The 24,224-nt window shown below is 60.8% G+C and carries 26 protein-coding genes; 13 read left to right on the forward strand and 13 right to left on the reverse strand.

The genetic code is table 11. The annotated features are described in order from the left end of the window. Positions 1-37 precede the first annotated feature (37 nt). The 12 genes from AACX99_RS00750 to AACX99_RS00805 all read left to right on the forward strand — a co-directional run bounded on the left by AACX99_RS00750 (position 38) and on the right by AACX99_RS00805 (position 11,130). Positions 38-232, forward strand: a complete 195-nt coding sequence (locus tag AACX99_RS00750) for a hypothetical protein (protein ID WP_339408939.1) — start codon at positions 38-40, stop codon at positions 230-232. After that, positions 204-842: a zeta toxin family protein gene (locus AACX99_RS00755; RefSeq protein ID WP_339408940.1), complete on the forward strand. Its 639-nt coding sequence runs from the start codon at positions 204-206 to the stop codon at positions 840-842. Before AACX99_RS00750 ends, AACX99_RS00755 begins: the two co-directional genes overlap by 29 nt. A 67-nt stretch (positions 843-909) precedes the next feature. Beyond that, entirely contained in the window at positions 910-2,049 is a 1,140-nt protein-coding gene (metX, locus tag AACX99_RS00760; RefSeq protein WP_339408941.1) for a homoserine O-succinyltransferase MetX, read from the forward strand. 2 nt (positions 2,050-2,051) lie between these two features. After that, positions 2,052-2,672 (forward strand): methionine biosynthesis protein MetW, encoded by a 621-nt coding sequence (gene metW / locus AACX99_RS00765; RefSeq protein ID WP_339408942.1) that lies wholly within the window; start codon positions 2,052-2,054, stop codon positions 2,670-2,672. Positions 2,673-2,710: 38 nt separating this feature from the next. Next, a complete protein-coding gene (locus AACX99_RS00770; RefSeq protein WP_339408943.1) occupies positions 2,711-3,130 on the forward strand; it encodes a DUF4426 domain-containing protein in 420 nt (139 codons plus the stop codon). Between the two features lie 13 nt (positions 3,131-3,143). Beyond that, complete coding sequence (gene rdgB / locus AACX99_RS00775) at positions 3,144-3,740, forward strand: RdgB/HAM1 family non-canonical purine NTP pyrophosphatase (protein WP_339408944.1); 597 nt, start codon at positions 3,144-3,146, stop codon at positions 3,738-3,740. Beyond that, a complete protein-coding gene (hemW, locus tag AACX99_RS00780) occupies positions 3,737-4,897 on the forward strand; it encodes a radical SAM family heme chaperone HemW (protein ID WP_339408945.1) in 1,161 nt (386 codons plus the stop codon). The genes rdgB and hemW overlap by 4 nt, the downstream gene beginning before the upstream one ends. 30 nt (positions 4,898-4,927) lie before the next feature. Further along, positions 4,928-5,251 (forward strand): DUF3392 domain-containing protein, encoded by a 324-nt coding sequence (locus AACX99_RS00785; RefSeq protein WP_339408946.1) that lies wholly within the window; start codon positions 4,928-4,930, stop codon positions 5,249-5,251. Positions 5,252-5,546: 295 nt separating this feature from the next. Then, positions 5,547-7,796, forward strand: coding sequence for a type II secretion system secretin GspD (gene gspD / locus AACX99_RS00790; protein WP_339408947.1), 2,250 nt, complete (start codon positions 5,547-5,549; stop codon positions 7,794-7,796). Positions 7,797-8,019: 223 nt separating this feature from the next. Next, positions 8,020-8,700 (forward strand): hypothetical protein, encoded by a 681-nt coding sequence (locus AACX99_RS00795; RefSeq protein ID WP_339408948.1) that lies wholly within the window; start codon positions 8,020-8,022, stop codon positions 8,698-8,700. Positions 8,701-8,736: 36 nt separating this feature from the next. Further along, positions 8,737-10,533 carry a zinc-dependent metalloprotease family protein gene (locus AACX99_RS00800; RefSeq protein WP_339408949.1) on the forward strand — a complete coding sequence of 599 codons (1,797 nt, stop codon included), beginning with the start codon at positions 8,737-8,739 and terminating at the stop codon, positions 10,531-10,533. A 66-nt stretch (positions 10,534-10,599) separates the two neighbouring features. Further along, positions 10,600-11,130, forward strand: coding sequence for a type II secretion system protein N (locus AACX99_RS00805; RefSeq protein ID WP_339408950.1), 531 nt, complete (start codon positions 10,600-10,602; stop codon positions 11,128-11,130). Here the strand turns inward: AACX99_RS00805 and AACX99_RS00810 are convergent. The 6 genes from AACX99_RS00810 to AACX99_RS00835 all read right to left on the reverse strand — a co-directional run bounded on the left by AACX99_RS00810 (position 11,127) and on the right by AACX99_RS00835 (position 15,654). Then, a complete protein-coding gene (locus AACX99_RS00810; protein ID WP_339408951.1) occupies positions 11,127-11,528 on the reverse strand; it encodes a hypothetical protein in 402 nt (133 codons plus the stop codon). The genes AACX99_RS00805 and AACX99_RS00810 overlap by 4 nt on opposite strands. Before the next feature lie 140 nt (positions 11,529-11,668). Further along, positions 11,669-13,012 (reverse strand): DUF1329 domain-containing protein, encoded by a 1,344-nt coding sequence (locus AACX99_RS00815; RefSeq protein WP_339408952.1) that lies wholly within the window; start codon positions 13,010-13,012, stop codon positions 11,669-11,671. Between the two features lie 183 nt (positions 13,013-13,195). Next, positions 13,196-13,915: a tRNA (guanosine(46)-N7)-methyltransferase TrmB gene (gene trmB, locus AACX99_RS00820; protein ID WP_339408953.1), complete on the reverse strand. Its 720-nt coding sequence runs from the start codon at positions 13,913-13,915 to the stop codon at positions 13,196-13,198. 207 nt (positions 13,916-14,122) lie between these two features. Next, positions 14,123-14,917 (reverse strand): thiazole synthase, encoded by a 795-nt coding sequence (locus AACX99_RS00825; protein WP_339408954.1) that lies wholly within the window; start codon positions 14,915-14,917, stop codon positions 14,123-14,125. A gap of 47 nt (positions 14,918-14,964) precedes the next feature. Next, positions 14,965-15,165: a sulfur carrier protein ThiS gene (gene thiS / locus AACX99_RS00830; protein WP_339408955.1), complete on the reverse strand. Its 201-nt coding sequence runs from the start codon at positions 15,163-15,165 to the stop codon at positions 14,965-14,967. Positions 15,166-15,267: 102 nt separating this feature from the next. Continuing rightward, a complete protein-coding gene (locus tag AACX99_RS00835) occupies positions 15,268-15,654 on the reverse strand; it encodes a DUF423 domain-containing protein (RefSeq protein WP_339408956.1) in 387 nt (128 codons plus the stop codon). A gap of 67 nt (positions 15,655-15,721) precedes the next feature. On the opposite strand from AACX99_RS00835, the gene mtgA reads away from it, so the two are divergent. After that, entirely contained in the window at positions 15,722-16,459 is a 738-nt protein-coding gene (gene mtgA / locus AACX99_RS00840) for a monofunctional biosynthetic peptidoglycan transglycosylase (RefSeq protein WP_339408957.1), read from the forward strand. Between the two features lies 1 nt (position 16,460). Here the strand turns inward: mtgA and AACX99_RS00845 are convergent, their stop codons facing one another. The 7 genes from AACX99_RS00845 to AACX99_RS00875 all read right to left on the reverse strand — a co-directional run bounded on the left by AACX99_RS00845 (position 16,461) and on the right by AACX99_RS00875 (position 24,171). Continuing rightward, positions 16,461-17,072 (reverse strand): hypothetical protein, encoded by a 612-nt coding sequence (locus tag AACX99_RS00845; protein WP_339408958.1) that lies wholly within the window; start codon positions 17,070-17,072, stop codon positions 16,461-16,463. A 209-nt stretch (positions 17,073-17,281) separates the two neighbouring features. Next, positions 17,282-18,136 carry an RNA polymerase sigma factor RpoH gene (gene rpoH, locus AACX99_RS00850; protein ID WP_160012860.1) on the reverse strand — a complete coding sequence of 285 codons (855 nt, stop codon included), beginning with the start codon at positions 18,134-18,136 and terminating at the stop codon, positions 17,282-17,284. A gap of 112 nt (positions 18,137-18,248) precedes the next feature. Further along, positions 18,249-19,268 carry a permease-like cell division protein FtsX gene (ftsX, locus tag AACX99_RS00855; protein ID WP_339408959.1) on the reverse strand — a complete coding sequence of 340 codons (1,020 nt, stop codon included), beginning with the start codon at positions 19,266-19,268 and terminating at the stop codon, positions 18,249-18,251. Beyond that, positions 19,265-19,933 (reverse strand): cell division ATP-binding protein FtsE, encoded by a 669-nt coding sequence (gene ftsE, locus AACX99_RS00860; RefSeq protein ID WP_339408960.1) that lies wholly within the window; start codon positions 19,931-19,933, stop codon positions 19,265-19,267. The genes ftsX and ftsE overlap by 4 nt, the downstream gene beginning before the upstream one ends. Position 19,934: 1 nt before the next feature. After that, a complete protein-coding gene (gene ftsY, locus AACX99_RS00865; protein WP_339408961.1) occupies positions 19,935-21,368 on the reverse strand; it encodes a signal recognition particle-docking protein FtsY in 1,434 nt (477 codons plus the stop codon). Positions 21,369-21,576: 208 nt separating this feature from the next. Continuing rightward, on the reverse strand, positions 21,577-22,320 hold the full coding sequence (locus AACX99_RS00870; protein ID WP_339408962.1) for a TorF family putative porin: 744 nt from the start codon (positions 22,318-22,320) through the stop codon (positions 21,577-21,579). A gap of 108 nt (positions 22,321-22,428) precedes the next feature. Further along, on the reverse strand, positions 22,429-24,171 hold the full coding sequence (locus AACX99_RS00875) for an amidohydrolase (protein ID WP_339408963.1): 1,743 nt from the start codon (positions 24,169-24,171) through the stop codon (positions 22,429-22,431). Positions 24,172-24,224: the final 53 nt, after the last annotated feature.

Here is a 24,224-nt window from a genome sequence, read left to right on the forward strand (position 1 = left end):
GCTGCCACGTAGGAAAGATGTTTAAGGAGTACTGAAAATGAATAGCTCTTTTGACTTGGTTGCAAGCCAAGACGACCCGAGTGACGTGCAGCTTTCCAAGTTAATGTCACAAGTACGTCAAACAGCCCACAAAAGGGTTGCTCGCGTAGATAACCTACTTACCGAATCATTGGCTCGTGCGATCAAAGCCAAGCAACAGTCCAATGCTGTACGCGCACAGCGCAATGCCTGAAGCCAGACCCAAACTGTTAGTGTTTGCCGGCCCCAATGGCTCCGGTAAGACGTCCATCACTGAGATGCTGCGCAAACACCACTGGCTATCTGACTGCACTTTCGTAAATCCAGACGAAATTGCACAGAATGAGTTCGGTGGCTGGAACTCGGAGGACGCCTTCAAGCAGGCCGCCGATAAATCAGAGCGACTACGCGAACAATGCCTAATCGAAAAGCGCAGCCTGGCATTTGAGACCGTTCTATCCACTGAAGACAAACTTGATTTTATCCAGCGCGCTGTAGATGCCGGATTTTTTGTCAGAGTGTTCTTCGTCAGCACCTCGCACCCCGCTATCAATGCCTATCGGATCACATACCGCTACATGGATGGAGGTCATGAAGTCCCCATCAGTAAAATTGTCGCGCGCTATACAAAGTCCATTGCCAATTGCGTGGCACTGACATCTTTGGTTGATCGACTTTACGTCTACGACAACTCGGTAAACGATCAAGACCCTCGCCTTCTATTCCGCACCCGCGAAGGCTCGCTTTGCAAAACATACGCGGCGGATGACGAAACACCCGAATGGGCATTGCAAATCAGGCAATGCATTCCTAGCGGAGCCTAGCGCTGTTCTTGCCGCCTGGGGCGGCGCTCTTTAGACTGCGGCACTTCCTTTATTGCGAGCAGGGTCGATGTCGACTGCCTTTCCCCAAGACTCTGTTGGCCTAGTAACCCCGCAGGTTCTGCACTTCGCAGAACCTCTGGCGCTGGCCTGCGGGCGCAGCCTGGCCGACTACCAACTGATCTTCGAAACCTATGGCGAGCTAAATGCCACGGCAAGCAACGCCGTGCTGATCTGCCACGCGCTGTCCGGCCATCACCATGCTGCCGGTTATCACAGTGCGGAAGACCGTAAACCGGGCTGGTGGGACAGCTGCATCGGCCCCGGCAAGCCGATCGACACCAACAAGTTCTTCGTCGTCAGCCTGAACAATCTCGGCGGCTGCAACGGTTCCACCGGCCCCAGCAGCCTCAACCCCGCGACCGGCAAACCCTTCGGCGCCGACTTCCCGGTCATGACCGTGGAGGACTGGGTGCACAGCCAAGCGCGGCTGGCCGACAACCTCGGCATCCGCCAGTGGGCCGCAGTGATCGGCGGCAGCCTCGGCGGCATGCAGGCCATGCAATGGACCATCAGCTACCCCGAGCGCGTGCGCCACTGCCTGGCAATTGCCTCGGCGCCCAAGCTGTCGGCGCAGAACATCGCCTTCAACGAAGTGGCGCGCCAGGCGATCCTGACTGATCCACAGTTCCATGGCGGGCACTTCCAGGAACAGGGTGTGATCCCCAAGCGCGGGCTGATGCTGGCGCGCATGGTCGGCCACATCACCTACCTGTCGGACGACGCCATGGGCGAAAAATTCGGCCGTGGCCTGAAGAGCGAAAAGCTCAACTACGACTTCCACAGCGTCGAATTCCAGGTGGAAAGCTACCTGCGCTATCAGGGTGAGGAGTTCTCCGGACGCTTCGACGCCAACACCTACCTGCTGATGACCAAAGCGCTGGACTACTTCGATCCGGCCGCGTCCTTCGATGGCGATCTGGCCAAGACATTGGCGCATGTCAGCGCTGACTTCTGCGTGATGTCCTTCACCACCGACTGGCGCTTCTCGCCGGCACGCTCGCGAGAAATCGTCGATGCGCTGACCGCTGCGCGGAAAAACGTCTGCTACCTGGAAATCGATGCGCCTCAGGGCCACGACGCCTTCCTGATGCCGATTCCGCGCTACCTGCAGGCGTTCGACAGCTATATGAAACGGATTAAGGTGTAGCCATGCGCGCGGATCTCGAAATCATCCAAGAGTGGATTCCCGCTGGCAGCCGTGTGCTCGACCTGGGTTGCGGCAATGGCGAACTGCTCGCCTGGCTGGCCGAACACAAGCAGGTGTTCGGCTATGGCCTGGAAATCGACGCGGACAACATCGCCCAATGCGTGAGTAAGGGCGTCAACGTCATCGAGCAGAACCTCGACAAAGGCCTGGGCAACTTCGCCAGCAACAGCTTCGACGTGGTGGTCATGACCCAGTCGCTGCAGGCCTTGCATTACCCGGACAAGGTGCTGGCGGAAATGCTGCGCGTCGGCAAGACCTGCATCATCACCTTCCCCAATTTCGGCCACTGGCACTGCCGCTGGTACCTCACCACCAAGGGCCGTATGCCGGTGTCGGATTTTCTCCCGTACACCTGGTTCAACACGCCAAACATCCACTTCTGCACCTTTGAAGACTTCGAAAACCTGTGCCACAACCAGGGTGCGAAAGTCATGGATCGCCTGGCCGTGGACCGCGACCACCGGCACGGCTGGGCCAGCCGGATCTGGCCTAATCTGTTAGGTGAAATCGGCATTTACCGGATCAGCGGCCCCACAGCCGAAGACGTGCAGATCGCCAACTAGGCGACTGCCCCGCAAGATTTGCTATCTGGAGAACCCTTATGCGTCGCATCGCATTTCTGTTTATCGCCCTGTGTCTGAGCCTGCCGGCGCTTGCTGAACGCAAACAGACCTTCGGCGACCTCGACGTGCACTACATCGCCTTCAACTCCGAGTTTCTGCAACCGGACATCGCAGCCGCCAGCGGCCTGGTGCGCAGCAAGACCCAGGGCGTGGTGAATATCTCCGTGCTCAAGGCGGGCAAGGCCAGCAGCGCCAGCGTCAGTGGTGAAGTGAAAGACCTGGTCGGCCGCAGCCAGCCGCTGACTTTCAAGCAGATCAACGAAGACGAGGCCATCTATTACCTGGCGCAATTCAACTTCACTCAGCGCGAGATGCTGCGTTTCACCATCAATGTGCGTGCTACCGATGGCGTGGCGTACAGCTTCAATTTCAACCAGGAATTCTTCCCAGACGAATGATGGCCCTGAATCCATGATGCATTTCAACGAGCTTGTACTCGCCAGCCATAACGCCGGCAAACTCAAGGAGCTGCAGGCCATGCTCGGTAGCAGTGTGCGCGTGCGCTCGGTCGGCGAATTTTCGATGGTCGAGCCGGAAGAAACCGGCCTGTCGTTTATCGAGAATGCCATCCTCAAAGCGCGCAATGCCGCACGACTGTCCGGCCTGCCGGCGCTGGCCGACGACTCGGGCCTGGCGGTGGATTTTCTCGGCGGTGCGCCAGGTATCTACTCGGCGCGCTACGCCGATGGCCAGGGTGATGCGGCGAATAACGCCAAGCTGCTCGACGCGCTGAAAGATGTTGCGGATGCCGAGCGCGGCGCGCAGTTCGTCTGCTGCCTGGCGCTGGTGCGGCATGCCGACGATCCGCTGCCGATCATCTGCGAAGGTCTCTGGCACGGGCGCATCCTGCACGCCGCGCAAGGCGTGGAAGGCTTTGGTTATGACCCGCTGTTCTGGGTGCCCGAGCGCGACTGCTCCAGCGCCGAGCTGCCGGCGGCCGAGAAAAACCAGATCAGCCACCGCGCGCGCGCCATGGCCCTGCTGAAACAGCGGCTGGGTCTGGCATGACCACGGCGTCCGGTGGCGGCTTCGAGCTGCCGCCACTTGCACTTTATGTGCACATCCCCTGGTGCGTGAAGAAGTGCCCGTATTGCGACTTCAACTCCCACGCCGCCGGGCCAACACTGCCGGAAGAAGAATACGTCGACGCTCTGCTGGCCGATCTGGATGCCGATCTGGCGCAGGTGCATAACCGACCGCTGAGTTCGATCTTCTTTGGCGGCGGTACCCCCAGCCTGTTTTCCGCCAAAGCCCTCGGTCGCCTGCTTGAGGGTGTGGAACGGCGCGTGCCGTTTGCCGCCGATATCGAAATCACCTTGGAAGCTAACCCGGGCACCTTCGAGCAGGCCAAGTTCAAGGACTACCGACGCCTGGGCATCAATCGCCTGTCTATTGGCGTGCAGAGTTTCCAGGCGCCCAAGCTGATCGCCCTGGGACGTATCCACGACGGCGATGAAGCGGTGCACGCAGCCGATATGGCCCGCGCCGCCGGCTTCGACAATTTCAACCTGGACCTGATGCACGGCCTGCCGGACCAGTCCATCGAGGATGCCCTCAGCGACCTGCGCATCGCCATTGCCCAGGGGCCGACGCACCTGTCTTGGTATCAGCTGACGGTGGAACCGAACACGGTGTTCTGGAACCAGCCGCCGGTAATGCCCGAGGACGATATTCTCTGGGACATTCAGGAAGCTGGGCAGGCCCTGCTGGCCGCCGAAGGCTACGCGCAGTACGAAGTTTCGGCCTATGCCCAGGCAGGCAAAGCGGCGCGACATAACCTGAATTACTGGACCTTTGGCGATTTCCTCGGCATCGGTGCCGGCGCCCACGCCAAATTAAGCTCCCCGGACGGCACTATCAGCCGCAGCTGGAAAACCCGCCTGCCCAAGGACTATCTGGACAGCAGCAAACGCTTCAGTGCCGGTGAGCGCGCACTGAGCGCGGATGAGCTGCCCTTCGAATTTCTGATGAATGTGCTGCGCCTCACGGACGGCGTCGCCAGCGAGCTGTTCACTCAGCGCACCGGCCTGCCGCTCAGCCAGCTTGCTGCAGCACGCCTGGAGGCCCAGCAACGTGGCCTGCTGCACAGCGACCCGATGCGCCTGAGCGCCACCCGCGAAGGCCAGCTGTTTCTCAATGACCTGCTGCAACACTTTCTACCCTGACGCATGCGCCCACACGGCTAAGGAAACCTGATGGACCTGCTACTCGACCTGATCGTCACCCTGTCGCGCTGGAGCCGCAGCCACCTCTACGATATTTCCCTGGCAATCATGGCCACCCTGCTGGTGCTGTTCGGCCCCGGCATCAACGCCTGGGTGCAGCGCAACACCAGCAGCATGAACTTTATTTTTCGCACGCTGATCTTCGTGCTGCTCTGCGCGGTGGGCTACGGCCTGCTGATCGTCTTCGCCACCCCGTACATGGCCAAGGGCCTGGGTTTCTTCAACAATTTCACGTTGGCCCCGGTGCTGATTCTGGTGTTCTTTATCATCGGCATCCTCGCCGACCGCAGCTGAGCTGCCGGCGAACTGAGCGGAGCCTGGCCTCAGGCTCCGCTTACAGACTCAACTGCCAACTGACGTCCATCACGCCCAGGCAACAAATCACCGACTGACTGTGACGATCATCGCAGATCGCCATCATGCCTCAACACAGGCCGGCTTTTTTCATTAGCCTTGCGCCCCCAACACTGCTCGCAGTGCTGGTTGCAGCCGTTTTCTCCCGTCCGAACAGCGCCTCCAGCCTTCCCTTGTCCGACCTCGCGTCAGCCGCGGCAGTGCATTACGGCCACACATACTGATGCCCCTAGCCATGATCACGCCTGCCCTGCGCCATCTAGTCCGCCTGCTACTGCTGCACACGGCCCTGTTGCTAAGCATCGCCAGCCAGGCCAATGCGTCGACCGAGGCACCTGCGCAGAGCGAGGAAAGCTGGACGATCAATATGCAGAGCGCGGAGATTCGCGACTTTATCGAGCAGATTTCCAGCATCAGCGGGCAGACCTTTATCATCGACCCACGGGTGAAAGGCCAGGTCACGGTGATTGCCCAGCAGCCGATGAATATCGCCGAGGTCTACAAACTGTTCCTCTCGGTGATGAGCACCCATGGTTTCGCCGTGATGCCCCAGGGCAATCAGCTGAGCATCATCCCCAGCAGCGAAGCCAAGACCACCGCCGGCAGCCGCGGCAACCTGGAAACCCGCGTGCTGCAAGTGCAGCATGGCGCTGCCAACGACCTGCTGCCGCTGATCCGCCCGCTGGTCGCCAACCATGGTCACCTGGCCGCTGTGCCTTCATCCAACAGCCTGATCATCAGCGACACGCCGGCCAATATCGCTCGCATCGACGAAATCATCCGCCAGCTGGACAGCCAGAATCAGGACGACTTCAGCGTCTATGACCTGCGCCATGCCTGGGTTCATGAGCTGGCAGCGGTGATCAACAGTTCACTGAAAAACGCCCAGGCCAGCGGTGCCCAGGTAATTGCCGACACCCGCGCCAACCGTCTGCTGCTGCTTGGTCCCAGCGATGCCCGCGCACGCCTGTTAAAGCTGGCGCAGAGCCTCGACACGCCCAGCTCGCGCTCGACCAATACCCGGGTTATTCGCCTGCGCCATGGTGATGCCAAGGAAATGGCAAAGACCCTCGGCGACTTCGGCGACAACCTGAGCCAAAGTCAGGGCAGTGAAAACGCCACGCCGTTGAAGCTGATGATTCGCGCCGACGAGAGCCTGAATGCCATCGTCATCATGGCCGAAGCCGATATCGTCAATATGTTCGAGGATCTGGTGCGCCAGCTGGATATACCTCGCGCCCAGGTGCTGGTGGAGGCGGCCATCGTCGAGATGTCCGGCGATATCAATGACGCCCTCGGCGTGCAATGGGCCATCGATGGCCGCAGCGGCGGTGGCCTGGGCGGCGTCAATTTCAGTAACACCGGCCTGTCGGTCGGTACTCTGCTTGGCGCCATCGCCAGCGAAAAAACCGGCGAGCTGGCTGCGGCGCTGCCCAATGGGGCGATTATCGGCGTTGGCAACGACAACTTCGGCGCGCTGATCACCGCGCTGTCGTCGAACGGTAAAAGCAACCTGCTCTCTACCCCAACCCTGCTGACCCTGGACAACCAGGCCGCCGAAATTCTGGTCGGACAGAACGTACCGTTCCAGACCGGCTCTTACACCACCGACGCTGCCGGCTCGAGCAATCCCTTCACCACTATCGAGCGCAAGGATATCGGCGTCACCCTCAAGGTCACGCCGCATATCAATGAAGGCGCCACCCTGCGCCTGGTGATCGAGCAAGAAATCTCCTCCATCGCCCCAAGCACCGGACTGAATGCCCAGGCCGTGGATCTGGTGACCAACAAGCGCTCGATCAAGAGCACCGTGCTGGCCGATGACGGCCAGGTGATCGTGCTCGGCGGCCTGATTCAGGACGACATCACCAGCAGCGAGAGCAAGGTGCCGCTGCTCGGTGATATCCCCGGGCTTGGCAGGCTGTTCCGCTCAACCCGCGAAGCCCGGCAGAAGCGCAACCTGATGGTATTTTTGCGCCCCTCCGTGGCACGCGACGGCGTCGGCCTGGCCAACCTGAGCCTGGGTAAATACCGTGACCTGCGCCTGCTCGGCCAGGCCAACGGTTACGACCATCTACCGCAGCAGGCCAATGCCTTGTTCAGCCAGGGCATTGATATTCCTGCGACCGACCTGCGCCAGCCGGCCAAAGCCATCCCGGCAAAACCAAGCAAGGCTCTGATTGAGACGCCAAAACCTGTCGACCCAGCCACCCTGGGCGATGGCCGTGGCGGCGAAAGCAAACCCAAGGTTGCAACGCGACGCCACACCATCCAGTTGGTTGAAGGCAGTAGTCGCGAATTTATGCAAGCCCTGCTAGAGCGCCATCCCAAGCAGCCGCTGCGCCTGGCCGAACGTAATAGGGGCGGAGAAACCCGTTATGCCGTTCTCTATGGCAGCTACCCGAGCCGTGAAGTGGCCATCAAAGCACTGGCTGCCCTGCCCATACAGCTGCCCAAACGTGACGCAACCGCCCTGCCCGAATAAACGCAAAACCCTTGCTGCACTGCGCAGCAACGGCATAACCGAGCTGCCTGGAACTGTGCCCCATTTCCAACGAGACGTGGCACACCCTGCATATGAGACCAGCGTTCAAATTAGACAAGCTGGCACTGCCCATACCCTCTGCCTGTGAACTGCATAGCGAATAACCGTAAAGGCTCTACCTAGACTGCGCTGCTTCAACTTCCCAGACTAATGGAGCAGTCGCATGTCAAAACGCTGGATTACAGCCGCAGTCGCCACCGCCATTGTCGGCGGTGTGCTGGGGGTCGTGCTCTCGGCTGACCTTGAGCAGCCAAAGCCAACCCAGGCAGCATCAAACAACGCCCCCGACAGCCAAGCGCCCGCGCCCAGCCAGAGTACTGCCGCGTCCGCAAATCAGGCAGCTAGCCAGGGCGCCAGCGGCGTCTCCACCCTGCAGGCCAAACCGCCCGTGGCCGCCAATAGCGCCGCGCAGGCCACGCTCTGGGATGCCCAGTCGCTGCAGGAAACCGAGAGCAACGGCATCACCCAGCACCTGACCCAGGTCGACCCACAGCAACTCAGCAATCTGGCGGTCGGTCAGGTGGTTTCTCTGGCACTGCCGGGGCGTAGCAGCCCAACCCGCGCCACCCTCGGCGAAACCCGCAACACCGCCGGCAGCGCCGTATGGCAAGGCAGCCTGATCGATGGTGACGAGGTGGAAAGCATGACCCTGGTCAAGGGTGCGCTGGAGACCCATATCACCGTCGCCACGCTCGACGGCAGCCTGTCGATCATCATCGATAACGCCACCGGCAAGACGGTGATCACCGATGAGAACCAGCTGGTAATGCGGGCCGATCCTAATGATCACCTGCACTACGACCACAAAGAACTGGCCCCGCTGCCACCGCCCACCCAGGGCTGATCACCTCTTTACCCACATCGCACAAGGAACGCTGATATGAAGAAAGTGCAATGGCTCTCTGCCCTCGCACTGGCTCTGACCGCCCATAGCGCCCAGGCCAACCCGCAAACCGTCGACATCATGGTGCTCTACACCAAAGACGCGCAGAGCCTGCCTAACGGCCGCGATATCGACGCACGCATCACTAGCTATATCGAATACACCAACACGGCCTACGCCAAAAGCGGCGTCAATCTCCGCCTGCGCCTGGTACACAAGCAGTTGCTTGACTGGGCCAACTACTACGACGTGTCCAGTGCCAACCTGAACAAGTTCACCGACGACGCCCAGGTAAAACGCCTACGTGAGCAATACGGTGCCGACGTGGTGCAACTGATCAACCGCACCACCCAGGGCCAGGGCTATGGCGTCTGTGGTATCGCCTGGATGGGCACTGGCGCGAAGAACAGTGATCGCTTCAACAGCGGTGCCAAGGAAATGGCCTACGGCCTTACCGGCGTTGACTGCAGCCTCAGCACCTTCGCCCATGAAGCCGGCCACAACATGGGCCTGCGTCACTCCTACGAGCAGGACCAACAGGAAGGCTACTACAACGCCAACGGTCATAACGGCACCCACGAATGGAGCCGTGGCTACGGCGTCCAGGGCCAGTTCAGCACCATCATGGCCTACCCGCAGGTCTTCAATGCTCGCCGTCAGGCGCCGGTATTTTCCACCCCAAGGCTGAATGACGCCGACTGCGCCAATCAGCCTTGCGGCATGCCCGATCGCTCCGATGCCGTGCGCTCGCTAAACACCATGGCCGCGCAGATCGCCACCTTCCGCGCCACCCAGGTGCCGATCACCAACAACCCGGGCACGGGCAATCCGACCACGCCGCCAGCCGAACTGCCTTGGTGCAGCAAGCCTGCACTCAAGGGCCTGGTCAGTAACGGCGAATTCAGCAGCAACCAAGGTTGGCGTGCACTGTTCGGTCAGGCGCAACTGAGCCTGGTCAATGTGGCCCTGAACTGCCGCGACAACGCGCTGCAAATGGATGCCCAGGCCTTCGACGTACTGGCCACACCGGTCACCGGCCTGACGGCCGGCGCAAAATATCGTCTGAAAGCCAAAGCCATGCTCAAGGCCCGCGACAGCCGTGAAAACGTACGCCTGGCGATCCTGCAGGAAAGCACCGATGGTCGCTTTACCTACAGCGCCGAGCAGACGGCAAGCCTGTCGGTGACTGGCAACGAGTTCAGCCGCCTGGAGAAATCTTTCACTTACACAGCGCCAAGCAACGTGCGCAATCTGTATGTGGCGATCTGGAGCGACAGCGGCAGCAGCCTGCTGGTCGATGAGGTCGAGCTGCAGGAAGTCCAGGCTGCCGCACCGCCGGTACCTCCTGCTCCGACCCAGTTCGGCTGGAACTTCGAGAACGGCATTGCTGGCTGGTCTGGCTTCCATGGCAGCGCACGCGCCAGCACGTTCGCCAACGGCAGCCGCCAAGCCCTGGAAGCCTATCAGCGTCAGTACGAAGGCGCCGGCGCGAGCGTCAGCCTGGTCGGTAACGTCCAGGCCGGTAATCGCTATCGCGTTTCTGCCGACCTGAGTATCGGTCGCAGCAGCATGATCAGCGCCATCGCTTACGCCTACCTGTATGTCGAAGATGGCAATGGCCGTGGACAGTACCTGCCGCTGGGCCAGCGCACCACCCGTGGTGGCAGCTGGAGCAAGTTGCAGCATGAGGTACAACTGCCGGCAGGTACTCTGCGCCGCGTCGACCTGCTGATTTTGGGCACGCAACGCGCTGAGTCGCTGTTTATCGACAACGTCAGTATCAGCAAACTGTAAACACCCGGCAGCACCCAAGCCCATGGCTGCCTGAGCAGTCATGGGCTTTTTCATGAAGGATTCTTTATGTTGCAGCTCGATAAACCAGCCCAGCCAATAATTCCGGAACAACTGATCACCGTCCTGTGCCTGCTGCTTGTGCTGGCCGGAAGTCTTAGCCTGGCCTATCAGGGCACGGCGTTCTGGCGACTACTGCATCGCCCGATCAACCTGGCGCCCGTGCAACAGGCCCAAGCGCAGCCGGTTATCGATCAACAGCAACTGGCGGGGCTGTTCGGCGTCCCTCTAGTCGACAGTAGCGACCCGGCTCCGGCTACATCTCTGCAGCTGACCTTGATGGCCGCCTTCAATCACCCGCAAAGCAGTCGCTCCAGTGCCATCATTGGGCAGGCCGGCCAGACTCCTGAGCGTTTTATGGTGGGTGCCACCGTCGCCCCAGGTGTGACCCTTGAAAGCGTGCAGCGCCAGCATGTCACCCTGCGCCGCCATGGCCGCCGCGAGAGCCTGCACTTCCCGAACAAACCCAGCCAGCCGCTTACACCTGCAGCCAACCCCATCGCTAGCGGGTTGCTCAGTCAGGCCAGCAGCCGCAACTAAAAACCCGCAGCGGCTATCTCGGTTGGCACGATCTCGAACCTGTCCTGCTTGGAAATCAGCTGAAATGCCCGCAGCTTGGCATCGCCATAGCCTCGCGCATTGGTAAAGCGGTCATGCACCAGTACGATCAGGTCCGGATAGGGAAACACCCCAGGATTGAAGTGGCCTACCGCCAGCAGCTCGCTGGTTTCCCGCTCTACCAGTGGCGGCGCCAGGCGCACCAGTTGACCGCGGTGATAGACCCGGTAATGGTTGCTCTTGCCCAAGGCAAAACTGCTTTCATTGAACTGGCGAATTGACCAGATGCCGGCCACCTCCTGAATGCTGCGCTCGCCCTGAGTGCTGCAGCCACTCAACAACAGCGCAAGCAACAACAGACACTGACTCCGCTTGCCCATATACCCTCCCTGGCATGACCTGGATAACCGATAGAAATCGACGCAGCGCCGACAGGCTCAGCCATGCGCACTCGCATCACTGTAGTTGCCCGTCCATAAAAAACCGCCTGCGAAGAGGCGGTTTTCAGTTGAGCCGAGGCTTAGTTACCTTCGCGGCGTAGCGCCTGCGGGGTGAAATCACGTGGGCCCAACTTGGCGTTGAAGTTGTACATCGGCTCATTGTTATCCAGGCCATCGACGAAGTAGCGCTTGCCCTTGAAGTCGTAGATGGTTTCCAGGGTGCTGCCGAACATCGGCACGTCGTAATAGCTGATCGGGTGGCTTTCTTGCGCACCGCTCAGCTCTCCGCTCTTGTCGTACAGGTCTGCGGCGAGAATCTGCCAGCTGTCTTCGTCGATATAGAAACGACGCTTGGCATACGGATGGCTAAAGCCCTTGCGCAGATCGGCCTCGACTATCCAGACGCGGTGCAGCTCATAGCGCAGCAAATCGGGGTTAACCGTGGAGCTCTTGAGAATGTTGTCGTAGGGAATGCCCTTCTGGTGCACGGCGTAGCTGTTGTACGGCACCAGCATTTCCTGCTTGCCAACCAGCTTCCACTCGTAGCGATCCGGTGCACCATTGTAGGAGTCGACCTGATCGGCAGTGGCCATGCCGTTGCTATCCGGCTGCAGGGTGTCGTAAGCCAGCATCGGCAAACGACGCACGCGGCGCTCGCCACGGTTGAAGCGCCAGGCCTTGCGAATCGCCAGTACCTGGTCGAGGGTCTCTTGCACCACCAGCGCCGAGCCGGCGAGCTTGGCCGGCGCGACTACCTTGTACTTGTAGTAGAACAGGGTGTTGTCCAGGTCCTGCGGGCTGACGCCTTCACGACCGTAGAGGAAGTAGATATCGCGCTCCAGCTTGAGCAGGTTGTAGGCACCGTTGGACAGCACCGCAGCCTGGTTGGTGGCGAAAGTAATCTGGTCGCCACGGTAACGCATGATGTGGTTCCAGATGACTTCCTGGCCGGTTGTCGGCAGCGGGAAGGGAATACCGGCTGCAGCACCGTCGACACCATTACCGCCGGAAATCAGCTCGGCAGTCTGCGCATTGAAGCGCGTAGCGTCATAGATACGCTGCGGCGCGGCCGCGCTGCGACGGGTCTGGAACACCCGCAGGAAGTAATCCGGGTTCTTCTCCAACAATGCCTTGAGGCCCGCCGGCAGTTGCGCCTGGTACTGTGCCAGATTCTGGCTGTTGACCTGGTACAAGGGCGCATCAGCGCTGTAGGGGTCAGGGTGATGCATGCCCGGCTGGTAGTTGGCCGGTGGTTGTGCCAGGCCACCATCCCAGGCAGGAATGGTGCCGGCGGCATTACCCGCGCGCTCACCGCCCAGTGGGGTCAGGTCCTGGCCCAGGCGTGCAGCCTGAGCACTGTCGACTTTGGCCTGTGCCTGTAGCGCGCACGTAGCCAGCAGCAGAATTGAAAGCGTTCTCAACACAGCGATCTCCTCGCAGCCTGGCCTGAGGCAGGGCTGCTGTTTTTATGACCGGGGCAGTGCTGCCCGGGTTTATGTGCCGTCTTGGTGAGGAGCCGTCCTGGCGGGCGTCGGATTATTCCGATCTTGTGCAATCGTCCATGTGCTTATGGTCTTGCTGCGCCGATACCTCAGCGCGTGAATCAATCAATCGATGCGCTGGAACTTCAGATCCCATACGCCATGCCCCAGACGCTCGCCGCGGCGCTCAAATTTGGTAGTTGGGCGCTCCGTCGGACGCGGCACGTACTGACCATCCTCAGCCTGATTTTGATAACCGGGCGCGACATTCATCACTTCCAGCATGTACTCGGCATAGGGCTGCCAATCGGTGGCCATGTGCAGCACGCCGCCAACCTTGAGCTTCTGCCGCACCAGTTCAGCGAAGGACGCTTGAACGATGCGGCGCTTGTGATGGCGGGATTTGTGCCACGGATCCGGGAAGAATAGCAGCAGCCGATCCAGGCTGGCGTCCGCCACGCAGTTACGCAGCACTTCCAGCGCATCGCAGCTGTAGACGCGCATATTGCTGAGGTTCTGCGTCATCAGACCGTTGAGCAACGCACCAACACCCGGGCGATGCACTTCCACCCCGATAAAGTCCTGCTCGGGCGCGGCAGCAGCCATTTCCAGGGTGGAATGGCCCATGCCAAAACCGATTTCGAAGGTCCGCGGTGCGCTGCGACCGAACACCTGATCAAAGTCGCGCAGACCATCCTCCAGTTGCAGGCCAAACTTCGGCCAGCCCTGATCGAGACCGCGTTGCTGGCCTTCGGTCATACGCCCGGCACGCATCACGAAACTCTTGATCGCGCGGTGCTTGGAAGTGTCTTCAGCCGGATCAGGCTGTTGCTGCAATTCAGTCATGCTGTGCTCTTAAAGTGCTTTTACGATTTCGCGAGCTAGAGCCATGCAGGGCGCTACGTTAGTAACAGCCTCCGGCTGGTCAAAGCTGGCGAGGAAGCGGACTGGGCTCGCATACGAGTTTACGAGTTGTAAATGAGCATTACGACCGGGCTGGCGCTCCAGCCTGTTTCTAACGCAGCAGGGCCGGCGCGCAGCAAATCGTAGTCCTTACTTGATTAGGCCATCCAGCGGCGACGAGGCGCTGGCATAGAGTTTCTTCGGCATGCGCCCGGCCAGGTAGGCCATACGTCCGGCAATGATCGCGTGCTTCATCGCTTCGCCCATCAGAATCGGGTTCTGCGCATGGGCAATCGCGCTGTTCATCAGCACCGCCTCGCAGCCCAGCTCCATGGCAATAGTGGCGTCGGACGCGGTACCCACGCCGGCATCAACCAATACCGGAACGGTAGCTTCTTCAAGGATGATGCGCAGGTTATACGGGTTGCAGATGCCCAGCCCGGTGCCGATCAAACCGGCCAGGGGCATCACCGCGATGCAACCCATGGCCGCCAGTTCGCGGGCGATGATCGGGTCATCACTGGTGTACACCATCACGTCGAAGCCGTCCTTGACCAGTACTTCGGCGGCCTTGAGGGTTTCGATCACATTGGGAAACAGGGTCTTCTGGTCGGCCAGCACTTCTAGCTTGACCAGCTTGTGGCCGTCGAGCAGCTCGCGAGCCAAACGGCAGGTACGTACCGCCTCTACGGCGTCATAGCAACCGGCGGTATTCGGCAGGATGGTGTACTTGTCGGGGCTAATCACATCCAGCAGATTCGGCTCGTCCGGGTTCTGTCCGATATTGGTACGCCTCACGGCCACGGTAACGATTTCGGCACCCGAGGCCTCGATAGCCAGGCGGGTTTCTTCGAGGTCCTTGTACTTGCCAGTACCGACCAGCAGACGCGACTGATAGGTACGGCCGGCCAGAGTAAAGGGCTTGTCGCTGGGCGCATGGCTCATGGGTAATCCTCGTAAAGTGGGCAGACTTTCAGCGGAGTGGGCTGGCCTTAACCGCCACCAATCGCATGTACCACCTCAACCTGGTCACCGTCGCGCAAGGCGGTGGTGGCGTGCTGGCTGCGCGGCACGATATCCAGATTGAGCTCAACCGCCACGCGGCGTCCGGCCAGATCCAGGCGGTCGATCAACCCGGCGACGGTTTCACCGTCAGGCAATTCGAACGCTTCACCGTTTAACTGAATACGCATGACGGGTTGGTCACAACTGGGAAAAGGGCCGGCATTCTAGCCTGATCATGGACGCTGACCAAGGCTAAAGGCTGCCACTCGTCCTGCTTTCTGACTTACGGGTCAGGCAATATTGCGCGAGCCCTGCTTCCAGGCAGCCACACCCAGGCACAGCCAACCGGCGAGAAACGCCAGGCCGCCGAAAGGCGTGACCATGCCCAATGCACTGATGCCGCTCAAGGTCAGCGCATACAGGCTGCCGGAGAACAGCAGGATACCCAGGCTAAACAGCGCGCCGGCGCAATTGACCAGCGGCGCTGGCCGCAGCAAGGCCAGCAGGCCAACGCCGAACAACGCCAGCGCGTGAATCAGTTGGTAGTGAGCACCGGTCTGGAATACCGCGAGGTAGGCCGGCGTCAGCTGATACGTCAGGCCATGCGCAGCAAAGGCGCCCAAAGCGACACCGCTAAAACCGGCACAGGCGGACAGCAATAACCACAGACGAGCCATGCATCACTCCAGTTATAGAAACAGGGCTGGCTATAATGGCCGGCAAATTCATCCCGGCCAAGCACGCATGTTTCGATACTTCTTCCGTCGACTGCTCAAACTCCTGCTTTGGCTGATGCTCGCCTCGGTTCTACTGGTGCTGTTATTCCGCTGGGTGCCTCCACCCGGCACCGCGCTGATGGCCGAGCGTAAGATCGAGTCCTGGGTCGACGATAAACCCATCAACCTGCAGCGCAGCTGGCGGCCCTGGAGTGAACTGCCGGACGATCTGAAGATGGCAGTGATTGCCGGCGAGGATCAGAAGTTCGCCGAACACTGGGGCTTTGATGTCGCAGCCATCCAGGCAGCCCTGGAACACAATCAGCAAGGCGGCTCACTGCGCGGCGCCAGTACCCTGAGCCAGCAGGTGGCGAAAAATCTGTTTCTCTGGTCCGGTCGTAGCTGGCTGCGCAAAGGCTTCGAGGTGTGGTTCACCGGCCTGATCGAACTGCTCTGGCCCAAGCAGCGGATTCTTGAGGTGTACCTTAACAGCGTCGAATGGGGCGACGGCGTGTTCGGTGCAGAGGCGGCAGCGCGCCATCACTTCAAGGTCGGCGCGCCCTATCTGTCACGCCAGCAGAGCAGCCTGCTAGCCGCCGTGCTGCCTAACCCACGCGAGTGGAGCGCCAGCCGCCCGAGTGCGCACATCAGCCGTCGAGCCAGCTGGATTCGCCAGCAGATGTGGCAACTGGGCGGCAGTCATTACCTCAACCGCCTGCAACCCAGTTACCCCGAATGGTGGCCAGCGCGCTTGAAAGACCTCTAACTCAGCGCTGCTTGAGTAGATGTCGCGGTATGGCATAAAGGAAGTACAGCTCTTCGTCTTGTAGGTGCGCGGTCATGCCCAGCTCGGGATAGACCCAAGCCTGCCCTTCGGCCAGCTCCAGGGTCAGACGCGGCTGACCGATGCTCGCGGCGAGTCGCGCGACATCCAGCGGCGCAGGCGGTAGCAGGGTCAGCGCAATAATCGGGCGATTGGCCAATGGCACCAGCATTTGGCTGCCCAGCGGCTGCTCCTTGTCCGCTGGCTTTAGCCCTGCGGCGGCCAGCAAGCTTTCAAGTTCGGCTTTATCCAGACCGACCTCCGCCTCCAGCGACCAGTTTGCGCCGCTATCCTGCAACTCACCGCGATACAGCAGACGCGCGCCATCCAGATTGGGCTGCAGCCAAAGCTCGCCTTCCAGAGCATCATTTAGGTGCACCAGGCTCAGACGATCATCCGCCAACGGCGTAAGCACCTTGGTTTGCCACTCTGCCAGCCAAGGCAAAGGTTGCGCGGCCGGCTGCGGGCGCATCAGCCAGGCGCCCCAGGCAAAAAACAGGGCGGCGACTACGGCAAAGATCAGCCAATGTTGCAGGCGTATGGGCGGTAATTTCATTGAGATTTCCTTGACCATAAAAATCGCCACTAGCGATTTTCAACGTCGCACAGCGACAGCCCGAAAAGTGGCCGCCAAAGATGGGTGGCAGCATAAAAAACTGCCCGGAGCAGTTTTTAACGTCGCACAGCGACGGCCCAAGGGTGGCCGCCAGGATGGCAGGCCATAAAAAAGCCGCACCTGGGTGCGGCTTTTGAAAGTAGCGCGATTTACGCGGCGATCGAGCCCTTAAGCTTGTTCATCGCGTTCTTTTCCAACTGACGGATGCGCTCGGCCGACACATTGTACTTGGCGGCCAGGTCATGCAGCGTGGCTTTTTCCTCGGCCAGCCAGCGCTGGTAGAGAATGTCACGGCTACGCTCATCCAGACCTTCCAGCGCCTCATGCAGATTGGCGGTGGAGCTGTCGCTCCAGTCCGAATCTTCAAGCTGACGCGCCGGGTCGTAACGGTGGTCTTCCAGGTAATGCGCCGGCGACTGGAAGGCGCTTTCGTCGTCCGCCTCGGCAGCTGGATCAAAGGCCATGTCGTGGCCGGTCAAGCGGCTTTCCATCTCGCGCACTTCACGCGGCTCAACACCCAAGCTTTCGGCAACGGCATGTACTTCGTCGTTGTTCAGCCAGGCCAGACGCTTCTTCTGGCTACGCAGGTTGAAGAACAGCTTGCGCTGCGCCTTGGTGGTGGCGACTTTGACAATGCGCCAGTTTTTAAGGATGAACTCGTGGATCTCGGCGCGAATCCAGTGCACGGCGAAGGACACTAGGCGCACACCCATTTCCGGGTTGAAACGCTTGACCGCTTTCATCAGGCCGACGTTGCCTTCCTGAATCAGGTCGGCCTGGGCCAGGCCATAACCGGAGTAGCTGCGAGCGATATGCACCACAAACCGCAGGTGAGCCAGCACCATCTGCCGGGCGGCTTCGAGGTCCTGCTTGTAGAAGAGACTTTCCGCCAGTTCACGCTCCTGCTCGGGGGTCAACAGCGGGATGCCGTTTACCGCATGCACGTATGCCTCCAGGTTGGCACCCGGAACCAGAGCATGAACAGGTTGCAAAGAAGTGGACATCTGAATCCTCCGACTTACGAATCGTGGGGCAGTCTAGCACTGCTCCTTGGGACTTTATACCGAGGTACAAGTTCCCTTACACATAGTCAATATCAAGCAAAACAATAACTTACTATCTAGGGGCTAGTTCGCTCAAGTGCCGTGCGACCGCCAGCCAGGCGCCAATATAGCCCAACAGCACCGCACCGAGCAGCAGGGATAGACCATCGGCTATCGGCACGCCCGCCAGGGCGAAGTCGCTGCCATACAAACCGGCCAGGCGCACCACGGCGTCATTTAGCCAGCCCAGACCGTAGGCCAGCAGCAGCCAAGCCAGCAGCCCAGCACCCAAACCATAGAGAGTGCCCATATAGAGGAAGGGCCGACGCACATAGCTGTCGGTGCCGCCGACCAGCTTGATCACCTCGATCTCGGTACGGCGGTTCTCGATATGCAGACGAATGGTGTTGCCGATTACCAGTAGCAGCGCCATCACCAGCAACAGCGTCAGGCCGAAGACAAAGCGCTCACCCAGTTTGAGCATGGCGCTCAGGCGCTCGACCCAGAGCAGATCAAGCTGTGCCTGCTGCACCTGCGGCAACTCGGCCAGGCGCAAGCGCAAGGCCTCCAGGGCAATCTTGTCGACCTGCTGCGGCGTGACCACGATCACCCCAGGCAACGGATTATCCGGCAACTCCTTAAGCGCTTCACCCAGCCCCGACTGCTGCTGGAACTCGTTCAGCGCCTGTTCACGGCTGATCCATTCGGCCTCTTCGACATCATCCATTGCCGCGATCTGCTCACGCAGCGCCTGGCCCTGGGCATCCGTGGCGTCAATTTGCAGAAACAGGGAAATCTGCGCCGCGCGCTGCCAGGACACACCCAACCGCTCGACGTTATCCAGCAGCAGCGCCAGCCCCATGGGCAGGCTCAGGGCCACGGCCATCACCAAGCAGGTAAAGAAACTGCCGATTGGCTGCTTGCCCAGACGGCGCAAGCTGTCGACCAAACTGGCGCGGTGGTTTTCCAGCCAGGCATGCAGCTGGTGGGTAAAGCTTGGGCCGTCATCACCCGGCGTCGGCGACTCGGACTTCTTCGGTGCAGCACCTACGCGCTGCGCGGGCTGCGGTGGCGGCATGCGGGTGGCGCTCATGCGGCCTCCCCGTCGCCGATCAGGCGGCCGCGCTGCAGGGTCAGCATGCGGTGACGCATGCGCGCGATCAGCGCCAGGTCATGGCTGGCGATCAGCACGGTGGTGCCCAGGCGGTTGATGTCTTCGAACACGCCCATGATCTCGGCCGCCAGGCGCGGATCGAGGTTACCGGTGGGTTCATCCGCCAGCAGCAGCGCCGGACGATGCACAACGGCGCGGGCAATACCGACGCGCTGCTGCTGACCGGTAGATAAATCGCCAGGGGATTGTTCGGCCTTGTCGGCCAGGGACACCCGCTCCAGTGCAGTGCGCACGCGGGTGCCGATTTCGTCCTTGGACAGGCCGAGAATCTGCAGCGGCAGCGCCACGTTGTCGAACACACTGCGGTCGAACAGCAACTGATGATTCTGGAACACCACGCCGATCTGTCGACGCAGAAACGGAATCTGCGCATTGGTGATGTGCGATAAATCCTGGCCGGCCAGCAGCAGCTTGCCGCTGCTCGGCCGCTCCATCGCCAGCAGCAGGCGCAGCAAGGTGCTCTTACCCGCGCCCGAGTGGCCGGTGACGAAGAGGAACTCGCCACGGCGCACGTGGAAGCTCAGCTCATGCAGCCCGATGTGGCCGTTCGGGTAGCGCTTACCGACCTGCTCGAATTTGATCATCCTATTTCTCCGCGAACAGCGCCTGAACGAAGGCCTCGGCCTCGAAGGTGCGCAGGTCATCAATGCCCTCACCCACGCCGATATAGCGAATCGGCAAGGCAAACTGCTTAGCCAGGGCAAAGATCACCCCGCCTTTGGCGGTGCCGTCCAATTTGGTCAACGCCAGGCCAGTGAGATTGACCGTCTGGTTGAACTGCTTGGCCTGGCTGATGGCGTTCTGCCCAGTGCCGGCGTCCAGCACCAGCAGCACTTCGTGCGGCGCGGTGTCATCCAGCTTGCCGATCACCCGACGAACCTTCTTCAGCTCTTCCATCAGGTTGTCTTTGGTATGCAGGCGCCCCGCGGTGTCGGCAATCAATACGTCCATGCCGCGCGACTTGGCGGCCTGCACCGCATCGAAGATTACCGAGGCGGAGTCGGCACCGGTGTGCTGGGCAATCACCGCAATCTGGTTGCGCTCGCCCCACACCTGCAGCTGCTCAACGGCAGCGGCGCGAAAGGTATCACCGGCGGCGAGCATGACCTTTTTGCCATCCTGCTGCAGTTTCTTCGCCAGTTTGCCGATGGTGGTGGTTTTGCCGGCGCCGTTAACGCCGACCACCAGAATCACATAAGGCTGCTTGCTGCTGTTGATCTGCAGCGGCTGCTCGACGGGTTTGAGCAGCGCCACCAGCTCGTCCTGCAGGGCCTTGTACAACGCGCCGCTGTCGGCCAGCTCCTTGCGCGCCACGCGCTTGGTCAGATTGCCGATAATCGCGGTGGTGGCTTCGACGCCGACGTCGGCGGTCAGCAGGCGGGTTTCCAGGTCTTCGAGCAGGTCATCATCGATGGCCTTCTTGCCGAGAAACAGGCTGGCCATGCCTTCGCCGAGGCTGGCACTGGTCTTCGACAAGCCCTGCTTGAGGCGTTCGAGAAAGCCCGCTCGAGTTTCCTCGGCGCTTTTGACCGGGGCAACGACGGGTTGCACGACTGCAGGCTCGGCCACTGTCGGCGCGACAACCGGCTCAACCAGCGCTGGCTGTTCAATATGGGCATGCAGCACTTCGCTGCCGGCATTGATACGGAAACGCGACGTCCGTGGCTGCGGGTTGGCTTCGCCGGCTTCAGGCAGCGCGGGAGCGACAGCAACAGTCTGCTCAGCCTGGACAGGGGCTGCCGGAGCAGGCTGCGGCTCAACAGCGACTTCTGCGGGAATGACTGGCGACTCAACTGGCGCAGCGACTTCGCTTACCGGCGCAACGGGCGCAGGTGCGGTCTCGGCAACAGCCGGAGCAGCAGGCTGCTCGCTGACGGGCGCCGGCTGCGGTTCAGGGCTGCTCGGTGCCTGCGGCTTCTTGCGCAGCCAGCCGAACAGGTCTTTCTTCTCTGCGGGCTTCTCGGCAGAGGACGGCGCAGCAGGCGCGGGGGTGTTCTTGTCGTCGTTGGAACCAAGCATGGAGGACGGCTATCTCGAATGGTGCGACACGCCGGTACAAGGCTCAGAAAGTATTACCCACGCAGCGCAACAGAGCTGAAGAGTGTGCGCAGTAATACCCGGATGCCCCAGCAGACACGGCCGCCAGTAAAACGGATGCGTATCCTAGCACCTCCGCGTCCGCTGGCGCTAAGGCCAAGCGGGCGCGTCCGACGGCATGTGTTGCTCCTTAGAAGGTCTTGCTGGCGCTGGCGACGACGGTCGGCCCACATAGGTCGTCGTAGCCGCTGAAGTTCAAGCACTCGGCTTTCGACTGATCGGTGTCGATGTAGCTCAGCCCCCAGGTCACGCCAATCAGATCGCGGGTCAGGTCGACCTGCCAGTAGTCATAGCGCTGCCGCGACCGGCTGAAGTCTTCGTTCCAGAGCACATCGTCCTTGTAGTCGACGTTACCGTAGCGGGCATCCAGGGCTACGTCCAACGGCAACTGGGTGCGATAACCGATGTACGCGTTGAGCTTGTCGTCATCGGTATCGACCGAATACTTGCCGCCGACATAGGCGCCGTAGGCCTCCAGGGTGACGATGATGTCGCTGCTGTTGAACTGGCTTTCACCTGGGTAGGTGTACTTGCTGTACATGGTGTCCAGGCTGATGTGGTCGTTGATCTGCCAGTAGTAGCCGGCGTAGTAATCGACTTCCTGGCGGGTGCCGTAGTTATCGTCATTTTCCCAGTCGTAGCCAAAATTTACATGGCTGGTCCAGGCCCCGAGGTAAGCACCGCTGACATGGCTGAGCATCACATCGAGCTGTGCGGCTGGGTCGCCGAGGGTTTGCGAGACGCCGTCGGAGCGGTAGTCGCTGACCACTTTGGGGGTGATCAGCAGGGCAAACTGATCATTCAGCTCTACTGCCTGGCTGCAGAGGGGCTGCAGCGTCAGACTGGCAAGGGTGAGGATGGGTAATACGCGCATTGGCTTTTCCTTATTGTTATGGGTCTGTGGCGCCTGCTGGACAAGGCTCCGCCCGCCCCGCCCCATGCGGGGAGCAGTGCCGATACAGCGGAGCGGGCGGAGTCTGGGTCAGGAGGCCGGGGCGTAAACCTGCTTGCCGGCGAAGAAGGTGCGCAGCACCTGGGTGTCGAACAGCTCTTCATCGCTGACCTTGAACACATCGCGATCGAGGACGATCAGGTCGGCCTGCTTGCCGGGTGCCAGGGAGCCGATCTGGCTGTCCAGGCGCAGAGCCTTGGCGGCGTTGATGGTGTAGGCCTGGAACATGCTTTCGCGGTCGATGCTTTCCTTGGCATTCAGCACGCCCATCGGCCCTTTGCGGGTGCTGGCTTGGGCGATAGCGTTCCATGGATTGGGGCTGGATACCGGCCAGTCACTGGCACCGGCGATCGTCGCTCCGGCCTCATGCAGCGAGCGCGCCGGGTATTGGTACTGATAGGCCGCGGCGCTGATATAGGGTTTGACCAGCTCCTCGGTATAGCTCTCGGCGGTGGCCCAGAGCAGCTGCATCGAGGCGATCACGCCCAGCCGTTTAAAGCGCGGGAACTCCTTGGGATTGACCAGCTGCAGGTGACTGATGCTGTGCGGAACCACCGCTGGTTTCAGCGAGCGGGCGTATTCGAAGCCATTCAGCGCTTCACGCACCGCGCGATCACCGACCGCATGCACATGCATGATCCAGCCGCGCTGCTCGGTCGCCGCCACCAGCTTGCCGAAGCTCTTAGGGTCGATCAGCAGTTCGCCGCGCTTGAGGCTGTTCTGGAATGGGTCTAGCACCGCTGCAGTCTGCCCGGGAAACTCCATTACGCCATCGGCAAAGATCTTGATGCCCGGGAAGGTCAGGTTCGGCACGCCCTGGAACTGCTGCATAACCTTGCCCAGCACGTCGAGATCGGCCGGCTTACTTTGTGGGTGGGTGATCAGCAGCGCCGCGACGTGGGCGCTGAGTTCGCCGTTCTCGGCCAGCTTGCGGTACAGCGGCAATACGCCGACATCCTTTTCGGTGGGGCGCAACTCGAACAGGCTGTCGCCGTCACCAGCATTGGCTGCGGCGTCCATCCAGGCAGTAACACCGACCTGGTTATTGATCTTCACCGCCTCGCGGGCAGCGCCGAGCATGTCGGCGTCGCTGGGCGCAGGGAACTGGCTGCGCACCCGATCCCAGCCGGTTTCCGCCAGGTAGCCAGTGGGGTTGAGTTCGGCATCATGCTCGATAAAGCCGCGCTCCTTGTCGTCCAGGCTGCGCACCAGCTCGGCATTGATTTTCAGGCGCTTGAGCATGGCCTGGTTGGCCCAGCCGGTATGCCCGTCGATGCCATCGAGCACCAGCGGCTGCTCGGCCCAACGACCCCGATTGAATATTTTTCCAAGCTCGGCGCTCTGCTGCCAGTAGGCCGAACTGCTGCCGGAAATCACGATCAAGTCGCCCATGCGCGCCATGCCGGCCTGGTCCTGCGCGATGATCCACTGCTCCAGCTCGGCCAACGGCAGCACCTCGTCATACAGGTTGGCGCGCAGGCTGGCCATGCCGGCCATCACCGGATGGCTATGGGTGTCGATCATGCCCGGCATCAGCACCTTGCCGGCCAGGTCGATCAGCTGCGTATCGGCATCGGCCAGAGCCTTGATCTCGGCATCGTTGCCGACTTTGAGGATCTTGCCATCCACCACCGCCACGGCCTGGGCCAAGGGTTGACCGGGTTCTGCGGTGTATACCTTGCCGTTGAACAGCAGCAAGTCAGCGGCGGCCATGGCTTCCATCGAGGAAAAAGCCAGAGCGGCGGCCAATAGGCTTGGAATAAATCGTTGCATTGCCTTAGCCTCTTGTTTTTATTGATCTGGCCTCGAGACTAGCGCCTGTACTC

Source organism: Pseudomonas sp. EA_35y_Pfl2_R5 (genome assembly GCF_963970805.1).
In the GTDB taxonomy this organism is placed as follows: domain Bacteria; phylum Pseudomonadota; class Gammaproteobacteria; order Pseudomonadales; family Pseudomonadaceae; genus Aquipseudomonas.

Bases quoted from the DNA above. Each gene is read 5' to 3' on its own strand.
- gspD (WP_339408947.1), top strand. From the start codon at position 5,547: ATGATCACGCCTGCCCTGCGCCATCTAGTCCGCCTGCTACTGCTGCAC.
- thiS (WP_339408955.1), bottom strand. From the start codon at position 15,165: ATGCGTATTCAGTTAAACGGTGAAGCGTTCGAATTGCCTGACGGTGAA.
- AACX99_RS00800 (WP_339408949.1), top strand. From the start codon at position 8,737: ATGAAGAAAGTGCAATGGCTCTCTGCCCTCGCACTGGCTCTGACCGCC.
- AACX99_RS00825 (WP_339408954.1), bottom strand. From the start codon at position 14,917: ATGAGCCATGCGCCCAGCGACAAGCCCTTTACTCTGGCCGGCCGTACC.
- ftsY (WP_339408961.1), bottom strand. From the start codon at position 21,368: ATGCTTGGTTCCAACGACGACAAGAACACCCCCGCGCCTGCTGCGCCG.
- mtgA (WP_339408957.1), top strand. From the start codon at position 15,722: ATGTTTCGATACTTCTTCCGTCGACTGCTCAAACTCCTGCTTTGGCTG.
- metX (WP_339408941.1), top strand. From the start codon at position 910: ATGTCGACTGCCTTTCCCCAAGACTCTGTTGGCCTAGTAACCCCGCAG.
- ftsE (WP_339408960.1), bottom strand. From the start codon at position 19,933: ATGATCAAATTCGAGCAGGTCGGTAAGCGCTACCCGAACGGCCACATC.
- ftsX (WP_339408959.1), bottom strand. From the start codon at position 19,268: ATGAGCGCCACCCGCATGCCGCCACCGCAGCCCGCGCAGCGCGTAGGT.
- AACX99_RS00810 (WP_339408951.1), bottom strand. From the start codon at position 11,528: ATGGGCAAGCGGAGTCAGTGTCTGTTGTTGCTTGCGCTGTTGTTGAGT.
- rpoH (WP_160012860.1), bottom strand. From the start codon at position 18,136: ATGTCCACTTCTTTGCAACCTGTTCATGCTCTGGTTCCGGGTGCCAAC.
- AACX99_RS00750 (WP_339408939.1), top strand. From the start codon at position 38: ATGAATAGCTCTTTTGACTTGGTTGCAAGCCAAGACGACCCGAGTGAC.
- hemW (WP_339408945.1), top strand. From the start codon at position 3,737: ATGACCACGGCGTCCGGTGGCGGCTTCGAGCTGCCGCCACTTGCACTT.
- AACX99_RS00755 (WP_339408940.1), top strand. From the start codon at position 204: ATGCTGTACGCGCACAGCGCAATGCCTGAAGCCAGACCCAAACTGTTA.
- AACX99_RS00875 (WP_339408963.1), bottom strand. From the start codon at position 24,171: ATGCAACGATTTATTCCAAGCCTATTGGCCGCCGCTCTGGCTTTTTCC.
- rdgB (WP_339408944.1), top strand. From the start codon at position 3,144: ATGATGCATTTCAACGAGCTTGTACTCGCCAGCCATAACGCCGGCAAA.
- AACX99_RS00870 (WP_339408962.1), bottom strand. From the start codon at position 22,320: ATGCGCGTATTACCCATCCTCACCCTTGCCAGTCTGACGCTGCAGCCC.
- AACX99_RS00845 (WP_339408958.1), bottom strand. From the start codon at position 17,072: ATGAAATTACCGCCCATACGCCTGCAACATTGGCTGATCTTTGCCGTA.
- AACX99_RS00785 (WP_339408946.1), top strand. From the start codon at position 4,928: ATGGACCTGCTACTCGACCTGATCGTCACCCTGTCGCGCTGGAGCCGC.
- AACX99_RS00835 (WP_339408956.1), bottom strand. From the start codon at position 15,654: ATGGCTCGTCTGTGGTTATTGCTGTCCGCCTGTGCCGGTTTTAGCGGT.
- metW (WP_339408942.1), top strand. From the start codon at position 2,052: ATGCGCGCGGATCTCGAAATCATCCAAGAGTGGATTCCCGCTGGCAGC.
- AACX99_RS00805 (WP_339408950.1), top strand. From the start codon at position 10,600: ATGTTGCAGCTCGATAAACCAGCCCAGCCAATAATTCCGGAACAACTG.
- AACX99_RS00795 (WP_339408948.1), top strand. From the start codon at position 8,020: ATGTCAAAACGCTGGATTACAGCCGCAGTCGCCACCGCCATTGTCGGC.
- trmB (WP_339408953.1), bottom strand. From the start codon at position 13,915: ATGACTGAATTGCAGCAACAGCCTGATCCGGCTGAAGACACTTCCAAG.
- AACX99_RS00770 (WP_339408943.1), top strand. From the start codon at position 2,711: ATGCGTCGCATCGCATTTCTGTTTATCGCCCTGTGTCTGAGCCTGCCG.